Source organism: Bacillus sp. bc15, from assembly GCF_900142585.1.
Taxonomy (GTDB): Bacteria; Bacillota; Bacilli; order Bacillales; family Bacillaceae_G; genus Bacillus_A; species Bacillus_A cereus.
The window spans coordinates 193,135-208,680 of sequence record NZ_FRBJ01000006.1 but is presented as its reverse complement, the minus strand read 5'-3'; the positions used below and the strand labels follow the sequence as shown (position 1 = coordinate 208,680).

Here is a 15,546-nt window from a genome sequence, read left to right as displayed (position 1 = left end):
AAAATGAGGTTCTAGGGGGATTTCGACATGTTAGAGTTTGATACTACTCAAGATCAATTAGCGAATATAAAAGTTATCGGTGTCGGCGGTGGCGGAAACAATGCTGTAAACCGTATGATTGAACACGGTGTACAAGGTGTAGACTTTATCGCTGTGAACACTGATGCACAAGCATTAAATCTATCAAAAGCTGAAACGAAAATGCAAATTGGTGGAAAATTAACGCGTGGACTTGGTGCAGGCGCAAACCCTGAAGTAGGGAAAAAAGCTGCAGAAGAAAGTAAAGAACAGATCCAAGAAGCACTTCGTGGTGCGGATATGGTCTTCGTAACTGCCGGTATGGGCGGTGGAACTGGAACTGGTGCAGCTCCAGTTGTTGCTCAAGTTGCAAAAGAATTAGGTGCTTTAACAGTTGGTGTTGTAACACGTCCATTTACTTTTGAAGGACGTAAGCGTGCGACGCAAGCAGCATCTGGTATTGCAGCATTTAAAGAAAATGTAGATACTCTTATTGTAATTCCAAATGATCGCTTATTAGAGATTGTTGATAAAAATACGCCAATGTTAGAAGCATTCCGTGAAGCTGATAACGTATTACGTCAAGGTGTTCAAGGTATTTCGGATTTAATTGCAACACCAGGTTTAATTAACTTAGACTTTGCAGACGTAAAGACAATTATGTCTAATAGAGGTTCTGCTTTAATGGGTATTGGTTCTGGTAACGGGGAAAATCGTGCTGCAGAAGCTGCGAAAAAAGCGATTTCTAGTCCATTACTAGAAACATCTATTGATGGAGCTCAAGGTGTTATCATGAACATTACGGGTGGCGCTAACTTAAGCTTATATGAAGTACAAGAAGCGGCAGATATCGTAGCTTCAGCTTCAGATCCAGAAGTAAATATGATCTTCGGTTCTGTTATTAACGAAGGATTAAAAGATGATATCGTTGTAACTGTAATTGCAACTGGTTTTGATGATAGCATTGCAACTCAACCACCAAAACCAATTATTCGTCCGAATGCGAACCACACGCAACAACAGCAACAACCAGTAGCTCAACCTTCAAAACAACGTGAAGTAAAGCGTGAAATGAAGCGTGAAGAGCCAGTTGTACATGAGCGTCATTCAGATTCAGATGATATCGATATTCCAGCATTTTTACGTAACCGTCGTAGACGATAAAAAAAGGAGCTTTCATGCTCCTTTTTTGTTTTTTAAATGGAAAAGACCTGCTAAGCAGGTCTTTTTTTATTTCGTATATTTCAATATATTTTGTTGGTGAAAATAAGAGTATATCATTCTATGAATTTGTACTTTTATTTTTTACCGACAGATTATGTCTAGAAATCACAAAATAACAAAAAAACACCTCCGCAAATTGACACACTTTCCTATTGGATATGCATTATACTAGTCTCAACTTGAAAAAAGAGGTGAATTGTTTGGTTGTTTACGCCGACGTTGTTTGGTTGTTAAACGCCTGCATTGATTTTCTTTTGCTTTTATTAACAGCTACCGTGTTAAAAAAGAAGATCAAAAGATGGAGGCTTGTGTTAGGGGCATTTATAGGTTCAACTATTGTTATTTTTGCCTTTACTCCTTTTGCTTCTATGATGACACATCCAATTATGAAACTACTGTACTCGTTACTTATTGTGTATACAGCATTTGGATTTACAACATTTAGAAATTATGCACAAACTGTTTTTACTTTTTACTTTGTAACCTTTATGGTTGGCGGAGGATTAATTGGAACTCATTTCTTTTTGCAAACGAATGAAATGGTAAATGGATTGGTTCAATCTCAGTCAATTTCTTACGGCGATCCAATTAGTTGGTTATTTGTTATTTTTGGTTTTCCGGTAATTTATTATTTTTCTAAAAAGCGTATTGAAAGCGTAGAGGTCACGAAAATACACTATGACCAAATTGTAAAAGTAAAAATTCAATTAGCCGAAGAAGAACTAGAACTGGCAGGTCTTATTGACAGTGGGAACCAACTTTACGACCCATTAACAAAAACACCCGTTATGATTATGCATGTTTCATCATTAGAACATTGCTTACCATCTTGGTTAACAGAACAAATTTATTCCAAAACAGAAATTCCTCAAATACCAGAAAATGATTCTGGTTGGGCGACAAAATTACGTTTAATTCCTTTCCGTGCAGTAGGAGTAGAAAGTCAATTTTTGTGGGCAATTAAGCCTGACAGTGTGCAAGTTGATCATGAAGGTAGTTCTATTGTTGTAAACAAAGTATTAATTGGATTAAATACACAACAACTGTCTACTAATGGGGAGTATCAATGTATTGTGCATCCAAAAATGTTGATTTCACAAAAAATGGTGATCGCTTAATAATGAGAGGCGGGATAATATGATGAAATTAAAATTTTATTTAGTATACCTTTGGTATAAAGTATTGCTGAAATTAGGAATTAAGACCGATGAAATTTATTATATTGGTGGAAGTGAAGCGTTGCCACCACCGTTAACGAAAGAAGAAGAGGAAGTTCTTTTGAATAAATTGCCAAAAGGAGATCAGGCAGCAAGGTCATTACTTATTGAACGCAACTTAAGGCTCGTTGTATATATAGCAAGAAAGTTTGAAAATACAGGGATAAATATTGAAGATTTAATTAGTATAGGAACAATCGGCCTTATTAAAGCGGTAAATACATTTAATCCAGAAAAGAAAATAAAATTAGCAACATATGCATCGCGTTGTATAGAAAATGAAATTTTAATGCATTTACGTCGGAATAACAAAAATCGTTCGGAAGTTTCTTTTGATGAACCGCTAAACATTGATTGGGATGGGAATGAACTATTGTTGTCTGACGTGTTAGGTACAGATGATGATATTATTACAAAAGATTTAGAAGCTACTGTAGATCGTCACCTTTTAATGAAAGCATTACACCAATTAAATGATCGTGAAAAACAAATTATGGAACTTCGGTTTGGGCTTGCTGGAGGAGAGGAAAAGACGCAAAAAGATGTGGCGGATATGCTTGGGATTTCACAGTCATATATTTCGCGTTTAGAAAAAAGAATTATAAAAAGATTACGAAAAGAATTTAATAAAATGGTGTGAAGAATAAGACCAGCCGTTATGTAGGCTGGTCTTATTCTATTTAGTTGTATTAGGAAAGATAATTTAAATGAAAAATAGTGAAAAAACCATATGCATAAAATCCCCTTCAAAGGAAATACTTTACACTGTACAGCAACTCCCGATAGGAGGGAACACTTTGACGAGAAACAAAGTAGAAATTTGCGGTGTTGATACAGCTAAACTTCCAGTATTAAAAAATGAAGAGATGCGTAAATTATTTCGTGAAATGCAAAGTGGAGAGATAAGCGCAAGAGAAAAATTAGTGAATGGAAACTTACGTCTTGTACTGAGCGTCATCCAAAGATTTAATAACAGAGGAGAATATGTTGACGATTTATTCCAAGTTGGTTGCATCGGACTTATGAAATCAATTGATAATTTTGATTTAGGCCAAAATGTAAAATTTTCAACGTATGCTGTGCCGATGATTATTGGGGAAATACGCAGATATTTGCGTGATAATAATCCGATTCGCGTATCGCGCTCATTGCGAGATATTGCGTATAAAGCTTTGCAAGTAAGAGAGAAGTTAATTGCAGAAAATTCAAAAGAACCAACAGCAATGGATATTGCAAAAGTGCTAGAAGTAACTCATGAAGAGATAGTATTTGCTTTAGATGCGATTCAAGATCCAGTTTCATTATTTGAACCGATTTATAATGATGGAGGAGATCCTATCTTTGTTATGGATCAGTTAAGTGATGAAAAACAAAAGGACGAGCAGTGGGTTGAAGAACTAGCATTGAAAGAAGGAATGAAGCGTTTAAATGATCGAGAGAAAATGATTATTAGAAAACGTTTCTTCCAAGGAAAGACACAGATGGAAGTTGCAGAAGAAATTGGGATTTCCCAAGCGCAAGTATCACGTTTAGAGAAGTCAGCCATTAAACAAATGAATAAAACGATTCAAGGATAAGGTCTCACCAATTATGGTGAGACCTTTTTATATGTAATATGGTTTGTGCTCATAGTAGGGGATTAGTGTTCATATAATGAAACTAGCATGGTGTTTCGTATAGGTGGCTTCCTGTAAATATGAGAAACAGCTTCCAATTCGTCATATAAGGGGGAGAGGGTAAAAATGGTGATACGAATTTCAGAGTTACAGATGAAGGATGTTATAAATATTTCAGATGGAAAAAGGATTGGGAATATTGGAGATATTGAAATTGATATGAACACAGGGCAAGTTTGTTCTGTTATTATTTCCAAACAGACACGTATGCTAGGTATTTTTGGAAAAGATGTTGAGATTGTAATTCCTTGGAAGGAAATTGTGAAAATTGGGGAGGATGTCATACTTGTAAGAGTAGATCCTGTTAATACTGTAACAGAATCAATACAAACACCGACAATTTCATAAAGAATATTACAAATTCCTCTTTTTTTTCTGTTAGGATTATGAAAAAATAAAAGTATGGTAAAATAGACAGGAAGTACCATGCTTTTTTCTGTTATTTTAATTAAAAGGAGCCGCTTTATTATGAGAGAACCATTTAAATATGTGGACGGTATACTGTATTTACAAGCGTGGAAAGAACTTGGAAACATTACTGCTGGATTTACGACAAAAGATGGTGGGATAAGTACGGGCTCCTTTCATGCGATGAATTTAGGATTACATGTGAATGATATCGTGGAGAACGTTCATGAAAACAGACGCATTTTAGCAAATAAGTTACAAAAACCATTAGAAAACTGGATTTGCTCTGAACAAGTTCATGATCATCATGTTGAAAAAGTAGGGCAACAGGAAAAAGGAAGTGGCGTTTATTCATATGAGGACGGCATTTCAAAAACAGATGGCATTTATACGAGTAATGAAGATGTTCTGTTAACGTCTTGTTACGCGGATTGTGTTCCGCTCTATTTTTATGCACCATCACATGGTATGATAGGACTTGCGCATGCTGGATGGAAAGGCACTGTACAAGAGATTGCAAAGGAAATGATTCAAAAGTGGAATGCAGAAGGTATTTCAAGTGATGAAATTCATGTTGCAATTGGACCGTCGATTGGATCTTGTTGTTATGTTGTGGATGATCGTGTATTAACAGCAGCACAGAAAGTAATTAACGGTGCTGTTCCTCATCAAAAAATTTCTGACGGGCAGTACGCAATTAATTTAAAAGAAATTAATCGTATATTATGTGTACAAGCAGGCATAAAAGAAGAGCATATTGTAATGTCATCTCTTTGTACAAGCTGTGAAGAGCAACTATTTTTCTCTCATCGTCGTGATCAAGGTAAGACAGGAAGAATGTTGAGTTTCATAGGTTTTAAGGAGGAAGGAAGCAAGTGACAGTACAAGAAAATTTAGTAATTGTAAACGAAGCTATTAAAGAATCTTGCGTTCGAGCTGGACGTTCGTTGCAAGATATTAAACTTGTTGCAGTGACAAAAACTGTAGGGATTGAAAAAACAAACGAAGTAATTGAAACTGGAATTATCGATTTAGGTGAAAATAGAAATGAAGGTTTCTTACAGAAATATGAGCATTTCGGTTCAAAAGTTAATTGGCACTTTATTGGCTCATTACAAACGAGAAAAGTAAAAGAAATCATTAATGAAATTGATTATTTACATTCGTTAGATCGTCTTTCCCTGGCGAAAGAAATTCAGAAACGTGCTGATAAGAAAGTGAAATGCTTTATTCAAGTGAAAACCTCATCTGAAGAATCGAAGCAAGGATTAGCAATAGAAGAGGTTGTTTCTTTTATTCAAAGTTTGCAAGAATTCGATAAAATTGAAGTGGTTGGACTAATGACGATGGCTCCATTTACAGAAGAAGAGGAAGAAATCAGACGCTGTTTTAAGGAATTACGTATGTTGCAAACAAAGGTGCAGGAGCTAGAGTTATTACATGCGCCATGTAAAGAATTATCAATGGGAATGTCCAACGATTACACGATTGCAATTGAAGAAGGGGCTACATATATTCGTTTGGGAACGATTTTAGTAGGAAAAGCGTAAAAGGAAGGAGAATCTTATTATGAGTTGGTCAAAAGTAAAATACTTCTTTTTTGATACACCGGAAGAAAAAGAAGCAGCTCAATATGGTTATGAAAAGGAGCAAACAGACATGAAAAAGCAGCAAGATCCACCAGAACAACAAGATGTTACGTTTCCAAAAGCGCAACCGAAGCAAAATGTTGTGAGTATTGAAACAGCAAAACAATCTTCAAAAGTTGTTTTATTAGAACCACGCACATATTCGGAAGCACAAGGGATTGCGGACCACTTAAAAGGTAGACGAGCTGTTGTAATTAATTTGCAGAGAATGTCTACTGATCAAGCGGTACGTATCGTTGACTTTTTAAGTGGTACTGTATACGCTATAGGCGGGGACATTCAAAAAATAGGACCGAAAACATTTATGTGTACACCTGAAAATGTTGATATTGTTGGTGCAATTTCAGAGTTATTCGGTGAAGAAGAAGAAACAAATATAAAGAGGTGGTAATACGCCATGACAACAGTTTTAATGGTGTTAAGTTCTGCTATCGAGATTTACTCGTGGGCACTGATTATTTACATTCTCCTATCATGGTTTCCTGGTGCAAAGGAATCATCTTTTGGAGAGTTCTTGGCGCGAATTTGTGAACCGTATTTAGAACCATTCCGCAGATTTATTCCGCCGCTTGGTATGATTGATATTTCTCCACTCGTTGCGATTTTTGCGTTAAAACTTGCTAAAAGTGGTTTGTTCAGTTTGTTCAGCTATTTCTTATAGTAAGAGGTTAAATACATGAGCATTTACGAACATTTTAGGCCTGATGAAGAGGTCTTTGTAGATAAAGTGCTGGAGTGGAAGCGAACAGCGGAGTACCATCAAGTGAAATTAACAGATTTCCTTGATCCAAGACAGCAACAAATTGTTTCTATGGTAATTGGACAAGGAGATGTCGCTGTGCAATTTGGTGGTGCAACGCCTAATGCAGAGCGTAAAAGAGCACTCATTTATCCAGACTATCTAGAATTAAATGAAGAAGAATTTCAAGTAGAAGTATTAGAAATTGACTATCCTTCCAAGTTTTATACGCTAGAACATAGGCAAATATTAGGTACATTTATGTCTCTTGGTTTAACGAGAGAAAAATGTGGTGATATTTTGCTGCAAGAAAATCGTGCCCAAATTGTAGTTGCGAAAGAAATCGTATCGTACATTGAGATGAACTTACAAGCAATAGGAAAAGTAAAAGTCTCCTTATCAGCAGTACAAGGAGAACAAATTCTACAAATACATGAAACGTGGGGGGAGAAATCTGGAACGGTTTCTTCACTTCGTTTAGATGTTATGTTAGCTGAAATGTTACATTTATCTAGACAGAAAGTACAACCTTTCATAAAAAATGGTTTAGTAAAAGTCAATTGGAAAACAGTGGAGCAAACTTCTTATGAATGTTATCCAGGAGATGTTTTTTCTGTTAGAGGATATGGCCGAAGTAAATTATTTTCTGTAGAAGGTAGAACAAAACGCGACAAATGGAGAATTTTGTATGGTATACTAAAATGATTGGTTTTTTAGAAGGAAATCCTCCTATTTTGTCGAAGAAAAGATATAATTGAAAGAGGAAATTTAGATAACTACTTGGAGGTGGCGTTGTGCCGTTAACACCATTAGATATTCATAACAAAGAATTTGGTCGCGGATTCCGTGGCTATGATGAAGATCAAGTAAATGAGTTTCTTGATCAAATTATCAAAGATTATGAATTGGTCATTCGTGAGAAAAAAGCTTTAGAAGAAAAAGTTGCGCAGTTAGAAGGGAAGTTAGATCATTTCTCTAATATTGAAGATACGTTAAACAAATCTATCGTTGTTGCGCAAGAAGCAGCGGAAGAAGTAAAACGTAATGCGCAAAAAGAAGCGAAATTAATTGTGCGTGAAGCTGAAAAGAATGCTGATCGTATTATTAACGAAGCATTAGTAAAATCAAGAAAAGTTGCTTTTGATATTGAAGAGCTAAAGAAACAAGCGAAAGTATTCCGAACTCGTTTCCGTATGTTATTAGAAACACAGCTTGAAATGTTAAACAACGATGATTGGGATAAACTAATTGAGTTAGAAGACGAAGTAGATGAACTGTTGAAAAAAGAAGAAACAGTGTAAGCTTGACGTTTTTCTCATTATTACATATAATTTTAAACAACATATTTATTAAGAAAAACGAAGATAGGGATAAGTACCTTTTCAAACCTTATATAGCGAACTGAGGATGGTGTAAGCTCAGGATAAGGAGATAGTGGGAATATCACCCTGGAGTTCCGCGCTGAATAAATAGAGTAAGCGTAGGCGTGTATTCGCGTTAAGAATATAAAGAGGATTCTATACATATGTATATGATCTACTAGGGTGGTACCGCGGGAGACTTTCTCGTCCCTTTTTGGGATGAGAAAGTCTCTTTTTTATTCCGTTTTTTAAGTATTTCTTTTATACATGTAAGGAGGAATTGAGCATGGAGTACAAAAATACATTACTGATGCCGAAAACAGAGTTCCCAATGCGTGGGAACTTACCAAAACGTGAGCCTGCAATGCAAGAAAAATGGGCTGAAATGAATATTTACGAAAAAGTACAAGAACATACAAAAGGTCGTCCTTTATTTGTATTGCATGATGGACCTCCATATGCGAATGGTGACATTCATATGGGACATGCATTAAATAAAGTATTAAAAGACTTTATTGTTCGTTATAAATCAATGACTGGTTTTAGTGCGCCATATGTTCCAGGATGGGATACGCACGGTTTACCAATTGAACAAGCTTTAACAAATAAAGGCGTAAAACGTAAAGAAATGACAGTTGCTGAGTTCCGTAAGTTATGTGCAGAGTATGCATATGAACAAGTAGAACGTCAACGTGAACAATTTAAGCGTTTAGGTGTACGTGCAGATTGGGATAATCCATATATTACTTTAGAGCCAGCTTATGAAGCACAACAAATTAAAGTGTTTGGTGACATGGCGAAAAAAGGTTATATCTATAAAGGTCAAAAACCAGTTTACTGGTCTCCAACGAGTGAATCTGCTTTAGCAGAAGCTGAAATTGAATATCAAGATAAAAAATCAGCATCTATTTACGTAGCATTCCCTGTAAAAGATGGAAAGAATGTATTAGAAGGTGATGAAAAGTACATCATTTGGACAACAACACCTTGGACATTACCTGCAAACTTAGGTATTTCTGTTCACCCAGAGCTTGAATATAGTATTGTAAAAGTAAATGATGAGAAATTTATCATTGCTTCTGAGCTGTTTGAGACAGTTGCAAAAACGTTAGAGTGGGAAAATGCTGAAGTTGTGAAAACAGTAAAAGGTAGCGAACTTGAGTACACAGTTGCAAAACATCCATTCTACGATCGTGATTCATTAGTTATGCTAGGAGATCACGTAACAACAGATGCAGGTACAGGTTGTGTTCATACAGCACCAGGACACGGGGAAGATGACTTCGTTGTTGGTAAAAAGTATGGATTAGAAGTACTTTGCCCAGTCGATGATAAAGGTGTATTAACAAATGAAGCACTTGGATTTGAAGGCTTATTCTATGATAAAGCTAACAAGCCAATTACAGAAAAATTAGAAGAAGTAGGCGCGTTACTGAAACTAACATTCATTACACATTCATACCCACATGATTGGAGAACGAAAAAACCAATTATTTTCCGTGCGACAGCACAGTGGTTTGCATCTATTGAAGCATTCCGTAAAGAATTAATAGAAGCTGTAGCGGAAACGAAATGGGTACCAGCATGGGGAGAAACTCGTCTTCATAATATGGTTCGTGACCGTGGTGACTGGTGTATTTCTCGTCAGCGTGCATGGGGTGTGCCAATTCCGGTATTCTATGCTGAGAATGGTGATCCAATTATTACGGATGAAACAATTAACCATGTAGCAGATTTATTCCGTGAACACGGTTCTAACGTATGGTTCGAGCGTGAAGCGAAAGATCTATTACCAGAAGGATTTACACATCCGGGTAGCCCAAATGGCGAATTCCGTAAAGAAACAGACATCATGGATGTATGGTTCGATTCAGGTTCTTCTCACCAAGCGGTATTAGAAGAGCGCGAAGATTTACAGCGTCCAGCTGATTTATATTTAGAAGGATCTGACCAGTATCGTGGTTGGTTTAACTCTTCATTATCAACAGCAGTTGCTGTAACAGGTAAAGCTCCATATAAAGGCGTATTAAGTCACGGTTTCGTATTAGATGGTGAAGGACGTAAAATGAGTAAGTCGATTGGAAACATCGTCGTACCGAAGAAAATTATGGATCAATTAGGCGGAGACATTTTACGCTTATGGGTATCTTCTGTTGACTATCAATCTGACGTACGTATTTCAGATGATATTTTAAAACAAGTAGCAGAAGTGTATCGTAAAATCCGTAACACATTCCGTTTCTTATTAGGAAACTTAGACGACTTTAAGCCAAGTGAAAATGCAGTAGCTGTAGCTGAACTTCGTGAAGTAGATCGTTACATGTTAGTGAAATTAAATGACTTAATTACAAAAGTTAAAGAAGCATATGAGACATACGACTTCGCTGCTGTGTATCATGCAATTCATAACTTCTGTACAATTGATTTAAGTTCATTCTACTTAGACTTTGCAAAAGACATTTTATACATTGAAGGTGCAAATCACGAAGATCGTCGTGCAATTCAAACTGTATTATATGATGTTCTTGTTGCGTTAACAAAACTTGTAACACCAATCTTACCGCATACAGCTGATGAAGTATGGCCATACATTCCAGGCGTAACAGAAGAAAGTGTACAATTAACTGATATGCCAGAAGCTGTACAATTAGATGACGCGGAAGCGTTAAAAACAAAATGGGATGCATTTATGACATTACGTGATGACGTGTTAAAAGCACTAGAAGTAGCTCGTAATGAAAAAGTAATCGGTAAGTCATTAAATGCAAGCATTACGCTATATCCAACTGCAGAAATGAAAGCTATGTTAGAGTCTATTAGCGAAGACTTAAAGCAATTATTCATCGTTTCTGAGTATAAACTTGGTGGTATGATGGATGAAGCGCCAGCAGATGCACCGAAGTATGAACATACAGCGGTTGTTGTTGCGCAAGCAACTGGTGAAACATGTGAACGTTGTTGGGTAGTTTCAGAAACAATTGGTAAAGATGCTGAACATGAAACATTATGTGAGCGTTGTGCAACAGTTGTTAAAGAAAACTATATAAAATAATAAAAAACTGACTGCTATTCATGCAGTCAGTTTTTTTTGTTGATGGCATATCAAAAAAACTTTTCAGACTCTTTCCTGTGAAGGAAAAATGTGTGTGAGGTAAGCAAATAAATTTCGGACACACTAACTGTACATTACAGCTAGGAGGAATGTACACGTGAATGAAATTTACATGGAAATAAAAGAAGAATTGCAATTGATGAGAAAAGAGTTGCAAGAGAGACTAGCTAAAGAAGTAATGCACAAATATGATGTCGAGTTCAGCCAAGAGCTTGGATATGAAATTAAGGAAGAGATAAAGAAAAAATTGCTATTACATGATATAAAAGAGGATTTAAAGGATGTAGAACGCGCATTATTTAAAATGGAAATAGACATGTACGGTATTTGTGAAGAGACGGGGAGATTAATTTCGACAAAGCAAATGAAGACAATGCCGACTGCTCGTACGATTCATGAATTCTTCTATGAAAAGGTAAATGTATGAATACGCACAACGATATTATATTACCTTTTTTTAATTTATTTTATTCTTCTATAAAGGTTCATTGTGAAAAGGTAGCAGCTATGCTAAAATTTTGAGGTACACTGTCTTTGTGGGGGAAATGAAAATGATATATTATGTAATAGCGTTATTTGTCATTGCTATCGATCAAATATCGAAGTGGTTAATTGTAAAGAACATGGAATTGGGTACGAGTATTCCGATTATCGACAATGTATTATACATAACATCACATCGAAATAGAGGCGCTGCTTGGGGTATTTTAGAAAATAAAATGTGGTTCTTCTACATTATTACAGTTGTTTTTGTAGTGTTTATCGTATTTTATATGAAAAAGTATGCGAAAACAGACAAGCTTCTAGGTATTTCGTTAGGTCTAATTTTGGGCGGGGCAATTGGTAACTTTATTGATCGTGTATTTAGACAAGAAGTAGTGGATTTCATTCACGTGTATATTTTCTCGTACAACTATCCAGTATTCAATATAGCTGATTCAGCATTATGTATTGGTGTTGTATTAATTATTATTCAAACATTATTAGAAGGCAAGAAAGCGAAGGAGTAATTGAATGAGTGAAGTAGTACAAGTAACAGTTGCAGCAGAGCAAAAAAACGAGCGAATTGATAAATTCGTTACAGGGATAAATAACGAATGGTCACGTTCACAAGTACAGCAATGGATTAAAGATGATGTTGTGACAGTGAACGGGAAAGCAGTAAAAGTGAATTATAAAGTAAAAGAAGAAGATGAAATTACAGTAACGATTCCTGAGCCAGAAGCGCTAGATATTCAACCAGAGGATTTAAATTTAGAAATTTATTATGAAGATGCAGATGTGCTTGTTGTAAATAAGCCACGTGGCATGGTTGTACATCCAGCACCAGGGCATACAAGTGGTACACTTGTAAACGGCCTTATGCACCATTGTACAGACTTATCAGGCATTAACGGTGTAATGCGTCCAGGTATCGTGCATCGTATTGATAAAGATACATCTGGACTATTAATGGTTGCTAAAAATGATATGGCACATGAATCGCTTGTAAATCAGCTTGTAGCCAAAACAGTAACGAGACGTTACAAAGCGATTGTACACGGTGTGATTCCGCATGATAAGGGAACTATCGATGCACCAATTGGTCGTGATAAGAAAGAGCGTCAAAGTATGACAGTTGATGAAAATGGTAAGAACGCTGTTACGCACTTCCAAGTGTTAGAACGTTTTAAAGACTTTACACTTGTAGAATGTCGCTTAGAAACGGGACGTACGCACCAAATTCGTGTTCATATGAAATATATTGGCTATCCACTTGCAGGAGATCCGAAGTATGGTCCGAAGAAAACATTAGATATGAATGGACAAGCACTTCATGCGGGTATTTTAGGCTTTGATCATCCTCGTACTGGTGAATATATTCAGTTTGAGGCACCGATTCCAGAAGTGTTTGAAGACGCATTAAATATTTTACGAAAATAGTATTGACAAATCATAAGAAAACTGAGATACTGACAACAGTTAAATAATGATCCTTTAACACAGCCCCGTGAGGTTGAGAAGGTAACGGTTTGAAATACTTAGGGTATGTTGTACCCTTTTTTCAAAAGTCCTCTCGCACACGCTGAGAGGACTTTTTTTATACCATTACTCTCACGCAAGAAAAAAAGCTTGGAGGTGTAGAGCATGCAAGAGAAAGCTGTCGTTTTAGATGACCAAATGATTCGCCGCGCTTTAACACGAATTAGTCATGAAATCGTGGAACGAAATAAAGGTGTCGATAATTGTGTTCTTGTCGGAATTAAAACTCGTGGAATTTTTATTGCACAACGTTTGGCAGAACGAATTGGTCAAATTGAAGGAAAAGAAATGGAAGTTGGAGAGTTAGACATTACGTTATATCGTGATGATTTAACACTACAATCCAAAAATAAAGAACCACTTGTAAAAGGTTCTGATATCCCTGTAGATATTACGAAGAAAAAAGTTATCCTCGTTGATGACGTATTATATACAGGAAGAACAGTTCGAGCAGCAATGGATGCTCTTATGGATTTAGGTAGACCATCTCAAATTCAATTGGCGGTTCTTGTTGATAGAGGTCATCGTGAATTACCAATTCGCGCTGATTATGTAGGAAAGAACATTCCAACATCAAGTGAAGAGCGTATCGAAGTTGATTTGCAAGAGACAGATCAACAAGATCGAGTAAGCATATACGATAAGTAAAGCCCTTTTAAATGTAGTCCTGTGAGGCTGCCAAAGGGTCTTGGCTTTCATATGTCAAATTTGGCATACGAAAGTATAGGACTCTTTGTGCACAGGCACAAAGAGTTTTTTTATTGCAAAGATTTAAACTGAAGGAGGATGTAACAATGGAACAAAAGCCAGTGTTAGACGTTAATGAAGTACCGAAACCGGGAAAATGGTTATTTTTAAGTATACAACATTTGTTCGCGATGTTTGGATCAACAGTGCTTGTTCCGTTTTTAACAGGATTGAATCCATCAGTAGCATTAATATCAAGTGGATTAGGAACGCTAGCGTTTCTTCTTATAACGAAAGGTCAAGTACCAGCATATTTAGGATCATCATTCGCCTTTATCGCACCGATTATAACAGCGAAAACGGCAGGTGGGCCGGGAGCAGCAATGCTTGGTGGTTTGCTAGCAGGGCTTGTGTACATCTTAATCTCACTCGGAATTAAGAAATCAGGATCAGAGTGGATTATGAAACTACTACCACCAATCGTAGTTGGTCCAGTAGTAATGGTAATCGGTCTAGCTTTAGCACATACAGCAGTTAACATGGCGATGAACGGTGCGGATGGCAAATACAGCTTTACACATTTTTCAGTAGCATTAGTAACATTAGCAATTACAATCATTTGCTCGATATTCGGAAGAGGATTTTTCAGTATCATACCAGTGTTACTTGGCATTATCGGCGGATATATCTTCGCTTACTTCCAAGGGCTAGTAGACTTAAAGCCGGTAGCTGAGGCAAAATGGTTTGTTGTACCAGATTTCACAGTACCATTTGTAACATATACACCAGAGTTTTCATGGAAGATTGTACTCTTGATGGTACCAGTTGCACTAGTAACAATATCAGAACATATCGGACATCAAATTGTACTTGGAAATGTTATTAAAAGAGATTTAATTGAAAAACCAGGTTTACACCGTTCGATCTTCGGTGACGGAGTAGCAACATTAATTGCATCACTAATCGGTGGGCCACCGAATACAACGTATGGTGAAAACATCGGTGTGCTAGCAATTACGAGAGCATACAGTGTATACTTATTCATCGGTTCAGCAGTATTCGCAATCATGTTCGGATTTATCGGTAAGATTTCTGCACTGATTCATTCGATCCCAACACCAGTTATGGGCGGGGTATCAATCTTACTATTCGGTGTAATCGCATCAAGCGGATTACGCATGATGGTAGATGATAAAACAGATTTAAGTGACAAACGAAACTTAATGATTGCATCAATAATACTAGTAATCGGTATTGGTGGAGCGGTACTTCACGTAGGGGATTCATTCCAAGTCGAAGGAATGGCGCTTGCAGCAATTGTAGGTGTACTGTTAAATCTACTACTACCAGAATCAAAACAAGAAAAACATACAAAACAATCTAAGCAGATTGCTTCATAAAAATAACCTTTTAATTCAGTCCTGTGAGACGGA

17 protein-coding genes and 1 other annotated feature are annotated in these 15,546 nt (G+C 36.5%); all 17 genes read left to right on the top strand.

Translation table 11 applies throughout. The annotated features are described in order from the left end of the window. Nucleotides 1–27: 27 nt before the first annotated feature. Nucleotides 28–1,182, top strand: a complete 1,155-nt coding sequence (gene ftsZ / locus BUA87_RS20155) for a cell division protein FtsZ (protein WP_000888984.1) — start codon at nucleotides 28–30, stop codon at nucleotides 1,180–1,182. A gap of 260 nt (nucleotides 1,183–1,442) precedes the next feature. Beyond that, nucleotides 1,443–2,360 carry a sigma-E processing peptidase SpoIIGA gene (gene spoIIGA, locus BUA87_RS20150; RefSeq protein WP_000261975.1) on the top strand — a complete coding sequence of 306 codons (918 nt, stop codon included), beginning with the start codon at nucleotides 1,443–1,445 and terminating at the stop codon, nucleotides 2,358–2,360. Between the two features lie 19 nt (nucleotides 2,361–2,379). Further along, nucleotides 2,380–3,099 (top strand): RNA polymerase sporulation sigma factor SigE, encoded by a 720-nt coding sequence (gene sigE / locus BUA87_RS20145; protein ID WP_000976948.1) that lies wholly within the window; start codon nucleotides 2,380–2,382, stop codon nucleotides 3,097–3,099. 157 nt (nucleotides 3,100–3,256) lie between these two features. Continuing rightward, nucleotides 3,257–4,036 (top strand): RNA polymerase sporulation sigma factor SigG, encoded by a 780-nt coding sequence (sigG, locus tag BUA87_RS20140; protein WP_000197755.1) that lies wholly within the window; start codon nucleotides 3,257–3,259, stop codon nucleotides 4,034–4,036. A gap of 165 nt (nucleotides 4,037–4,201) precedes the next feature. Further along, nucleotides 4,202–4,483: a YlmC/YmxH family sporulation protein gene (locus BUA87_RS20135; protein WP_000236749.1), complete on the top strand. Its 282-nt coding sequence runs from the start codon at nucleotides 4,202–4,204 to the stop codon at nucleotides 4,481–4,483. A 120-nt stretch (nucleotides 4,484–4,603) separates the two neighbouring features. Continuing rightward, nucleotides 4,604–5,422, top strand: coding sequence for a peptidoglycan editing factor PgeF (pgeF, locus tag BUA87_RS20130; protein ID WP_001209012.1), 819 nt, complete (start codon nucleotides 4,604–4,606; stop codon nucleotides 5,420–5,422). Continuing rightward, complete coding sequence (locus BUA87_RS20125) at nucleotides 5,419–6,093, top strand: YggS family pyridoxal phosphate-dependent enzyme (protein ID WP_000218011.1); 675 nt, start codon at nucleotides 5,419–5,421, stop codon at nucleotides 6,091–6,093. Before pgeF ends, BUA87_RS20125 begins: the two co-directional genes overlap by 4 nt. 19 nt (nucleotides 6,094–6,112) lie before the next feature. Beyond that, nucleotides 6,113–6,583 (top strand): cell division protein SepF, encoded by a 471-nt coding sequence (locus BUA87_RS20120; protein ID WP_000119129.1) that lies wholly within the window; start codon nucleotides 6,113–6,115, stop codon nucleotides 6,581–6,583. A 6-nt stretch (nucleotides 6,584–6,589) separates the two neighbouring features. After that, nucleotides 6,590–6,853: a YggT family protein gene (locus tag BUA87_RS20115; RefSeq protein WP_000214324.1), complete on the top strand. Its 264-nt coding sequence runs from the start codon at nucleotides 6,590–6,592 to the stop codon at nucleotides 6,851–6,853. 15 nt (nucleotides 6,854–6,868) lie between these two features. Continuing rightward, nucleotides 6,869–7,636 (top strand): YlmH family RNA-binding protein, encoded by a 768-nt coding sequence (locus BUA87_RS20110; RefSeq protein ID WP_000029713.1) that lies wholly within the window; start codon nucleotides 6,869–6,871, stop codon nucleotides 7,634–7,636. An 89-nt stretch (nucleotides 7,637–7,725) separates the two neighbouring features. Then, nucleotides 7,726–8,232: a septum site-determining protein DivIVA gene (gene divIVA / locus BUA87_RS20105; protein ID WP_001131611.1), complete on the top strand. Its 507-nt coding sequence runs from the start codon at nucleotides 7,726–7,728 to the stop codon at nucleotides 8,230–8,232. Nucleotides 8,233–8,283: 51 nt separating this feature from the next. Next, nucleotides 8,284–8,507: a binding site (T-box leader), on the top strand. Between the two features lie 71 nt (nucleotides 8,508–8,578). Further along, entirely contained in the window at nucleotides 8,579–11,344 is a 2,766-nt protein-coding gene (ileS2, locus tag BUA87_RS20100) for an isoleucine--tRNA ligase (protein ID WP_072940543.1), read from the top strand. A gap of 157 nt (nucleotides 11,345–11,501) precedes the next feature. Further along, nucleotides 11,502–11,831 carry a TraR/DksA C4-type zinc finger protein gene (locus BUA87_RS20095; RefSeq protein WP_001002956.1) on the top strand — a complete coding sequence of 110 codons (330 nt, stop codon included), beginning with the start codon at nucleotides 11,502–11,504 and terminating at the stop codon, nucleotides 11,829–11,831. A gap of 124 nt (nucleotides 11,832–11,955) precedes the next feature. Continuing rightward, nucleotides 11,956–12,414 carry a lipoprotein signal peptidase LspA gene (gene lspA, locus BUA87_RS20090; RefSeq protein WP_000642180.1) on the top strand — a complete coding sequence of 153 codons (459 nt, stop codon included), beginning with the start codon at nucleotides 11,956–11,958 and terminating at the stop codon, nucleotides 12,412–12,414. Between the two features lie 4 nt (nucleotides 12,415–12,418). Further along, on the top strand, nucleotides 12,419–13,327 hold the full coding sequence (locus BUA87_RS20085; protein WP_000005832.1) for an RluA family pseudouridine synthase: 909 nt from the start codon (nucleotides 12,419–12,421) through the stop codon (nucleotides 13,325–13,327). Nucleotides 13,328–13,531: 204 nt separating this feature from the next. Beyond that, nucleotides 13,532–14,074 (top strand): bifunctional pyrimidine operon transcriptional regulator/uracil phosphoribosyltransferase, encoded by a 543-nt coding sequence (gene pyrR, locus BUA87_RS20080; protein WP_001156491.1) that lies wholly within the window; start codon nucleotides 13,532–13,534, stop codon nucleotides 14,072–14,074. A gap of 146 nt (nucleotides 14,075–14,220) precedes the next feature. Further along, nucleotides 14,221–15,513: a uracil permease gene (gene uraA, locus BUA87_RS20075; RefSeq protein ID WP_072940540.1), complete on the top strand. Its 1,293-nt coding sequence runs from the start codon at nucleotides 14,221–14,223 to the stop codon at nucleotides 15,511–15,513. Nucleotides 15,514–15,546: the final 33 nt, after the last annotated feature.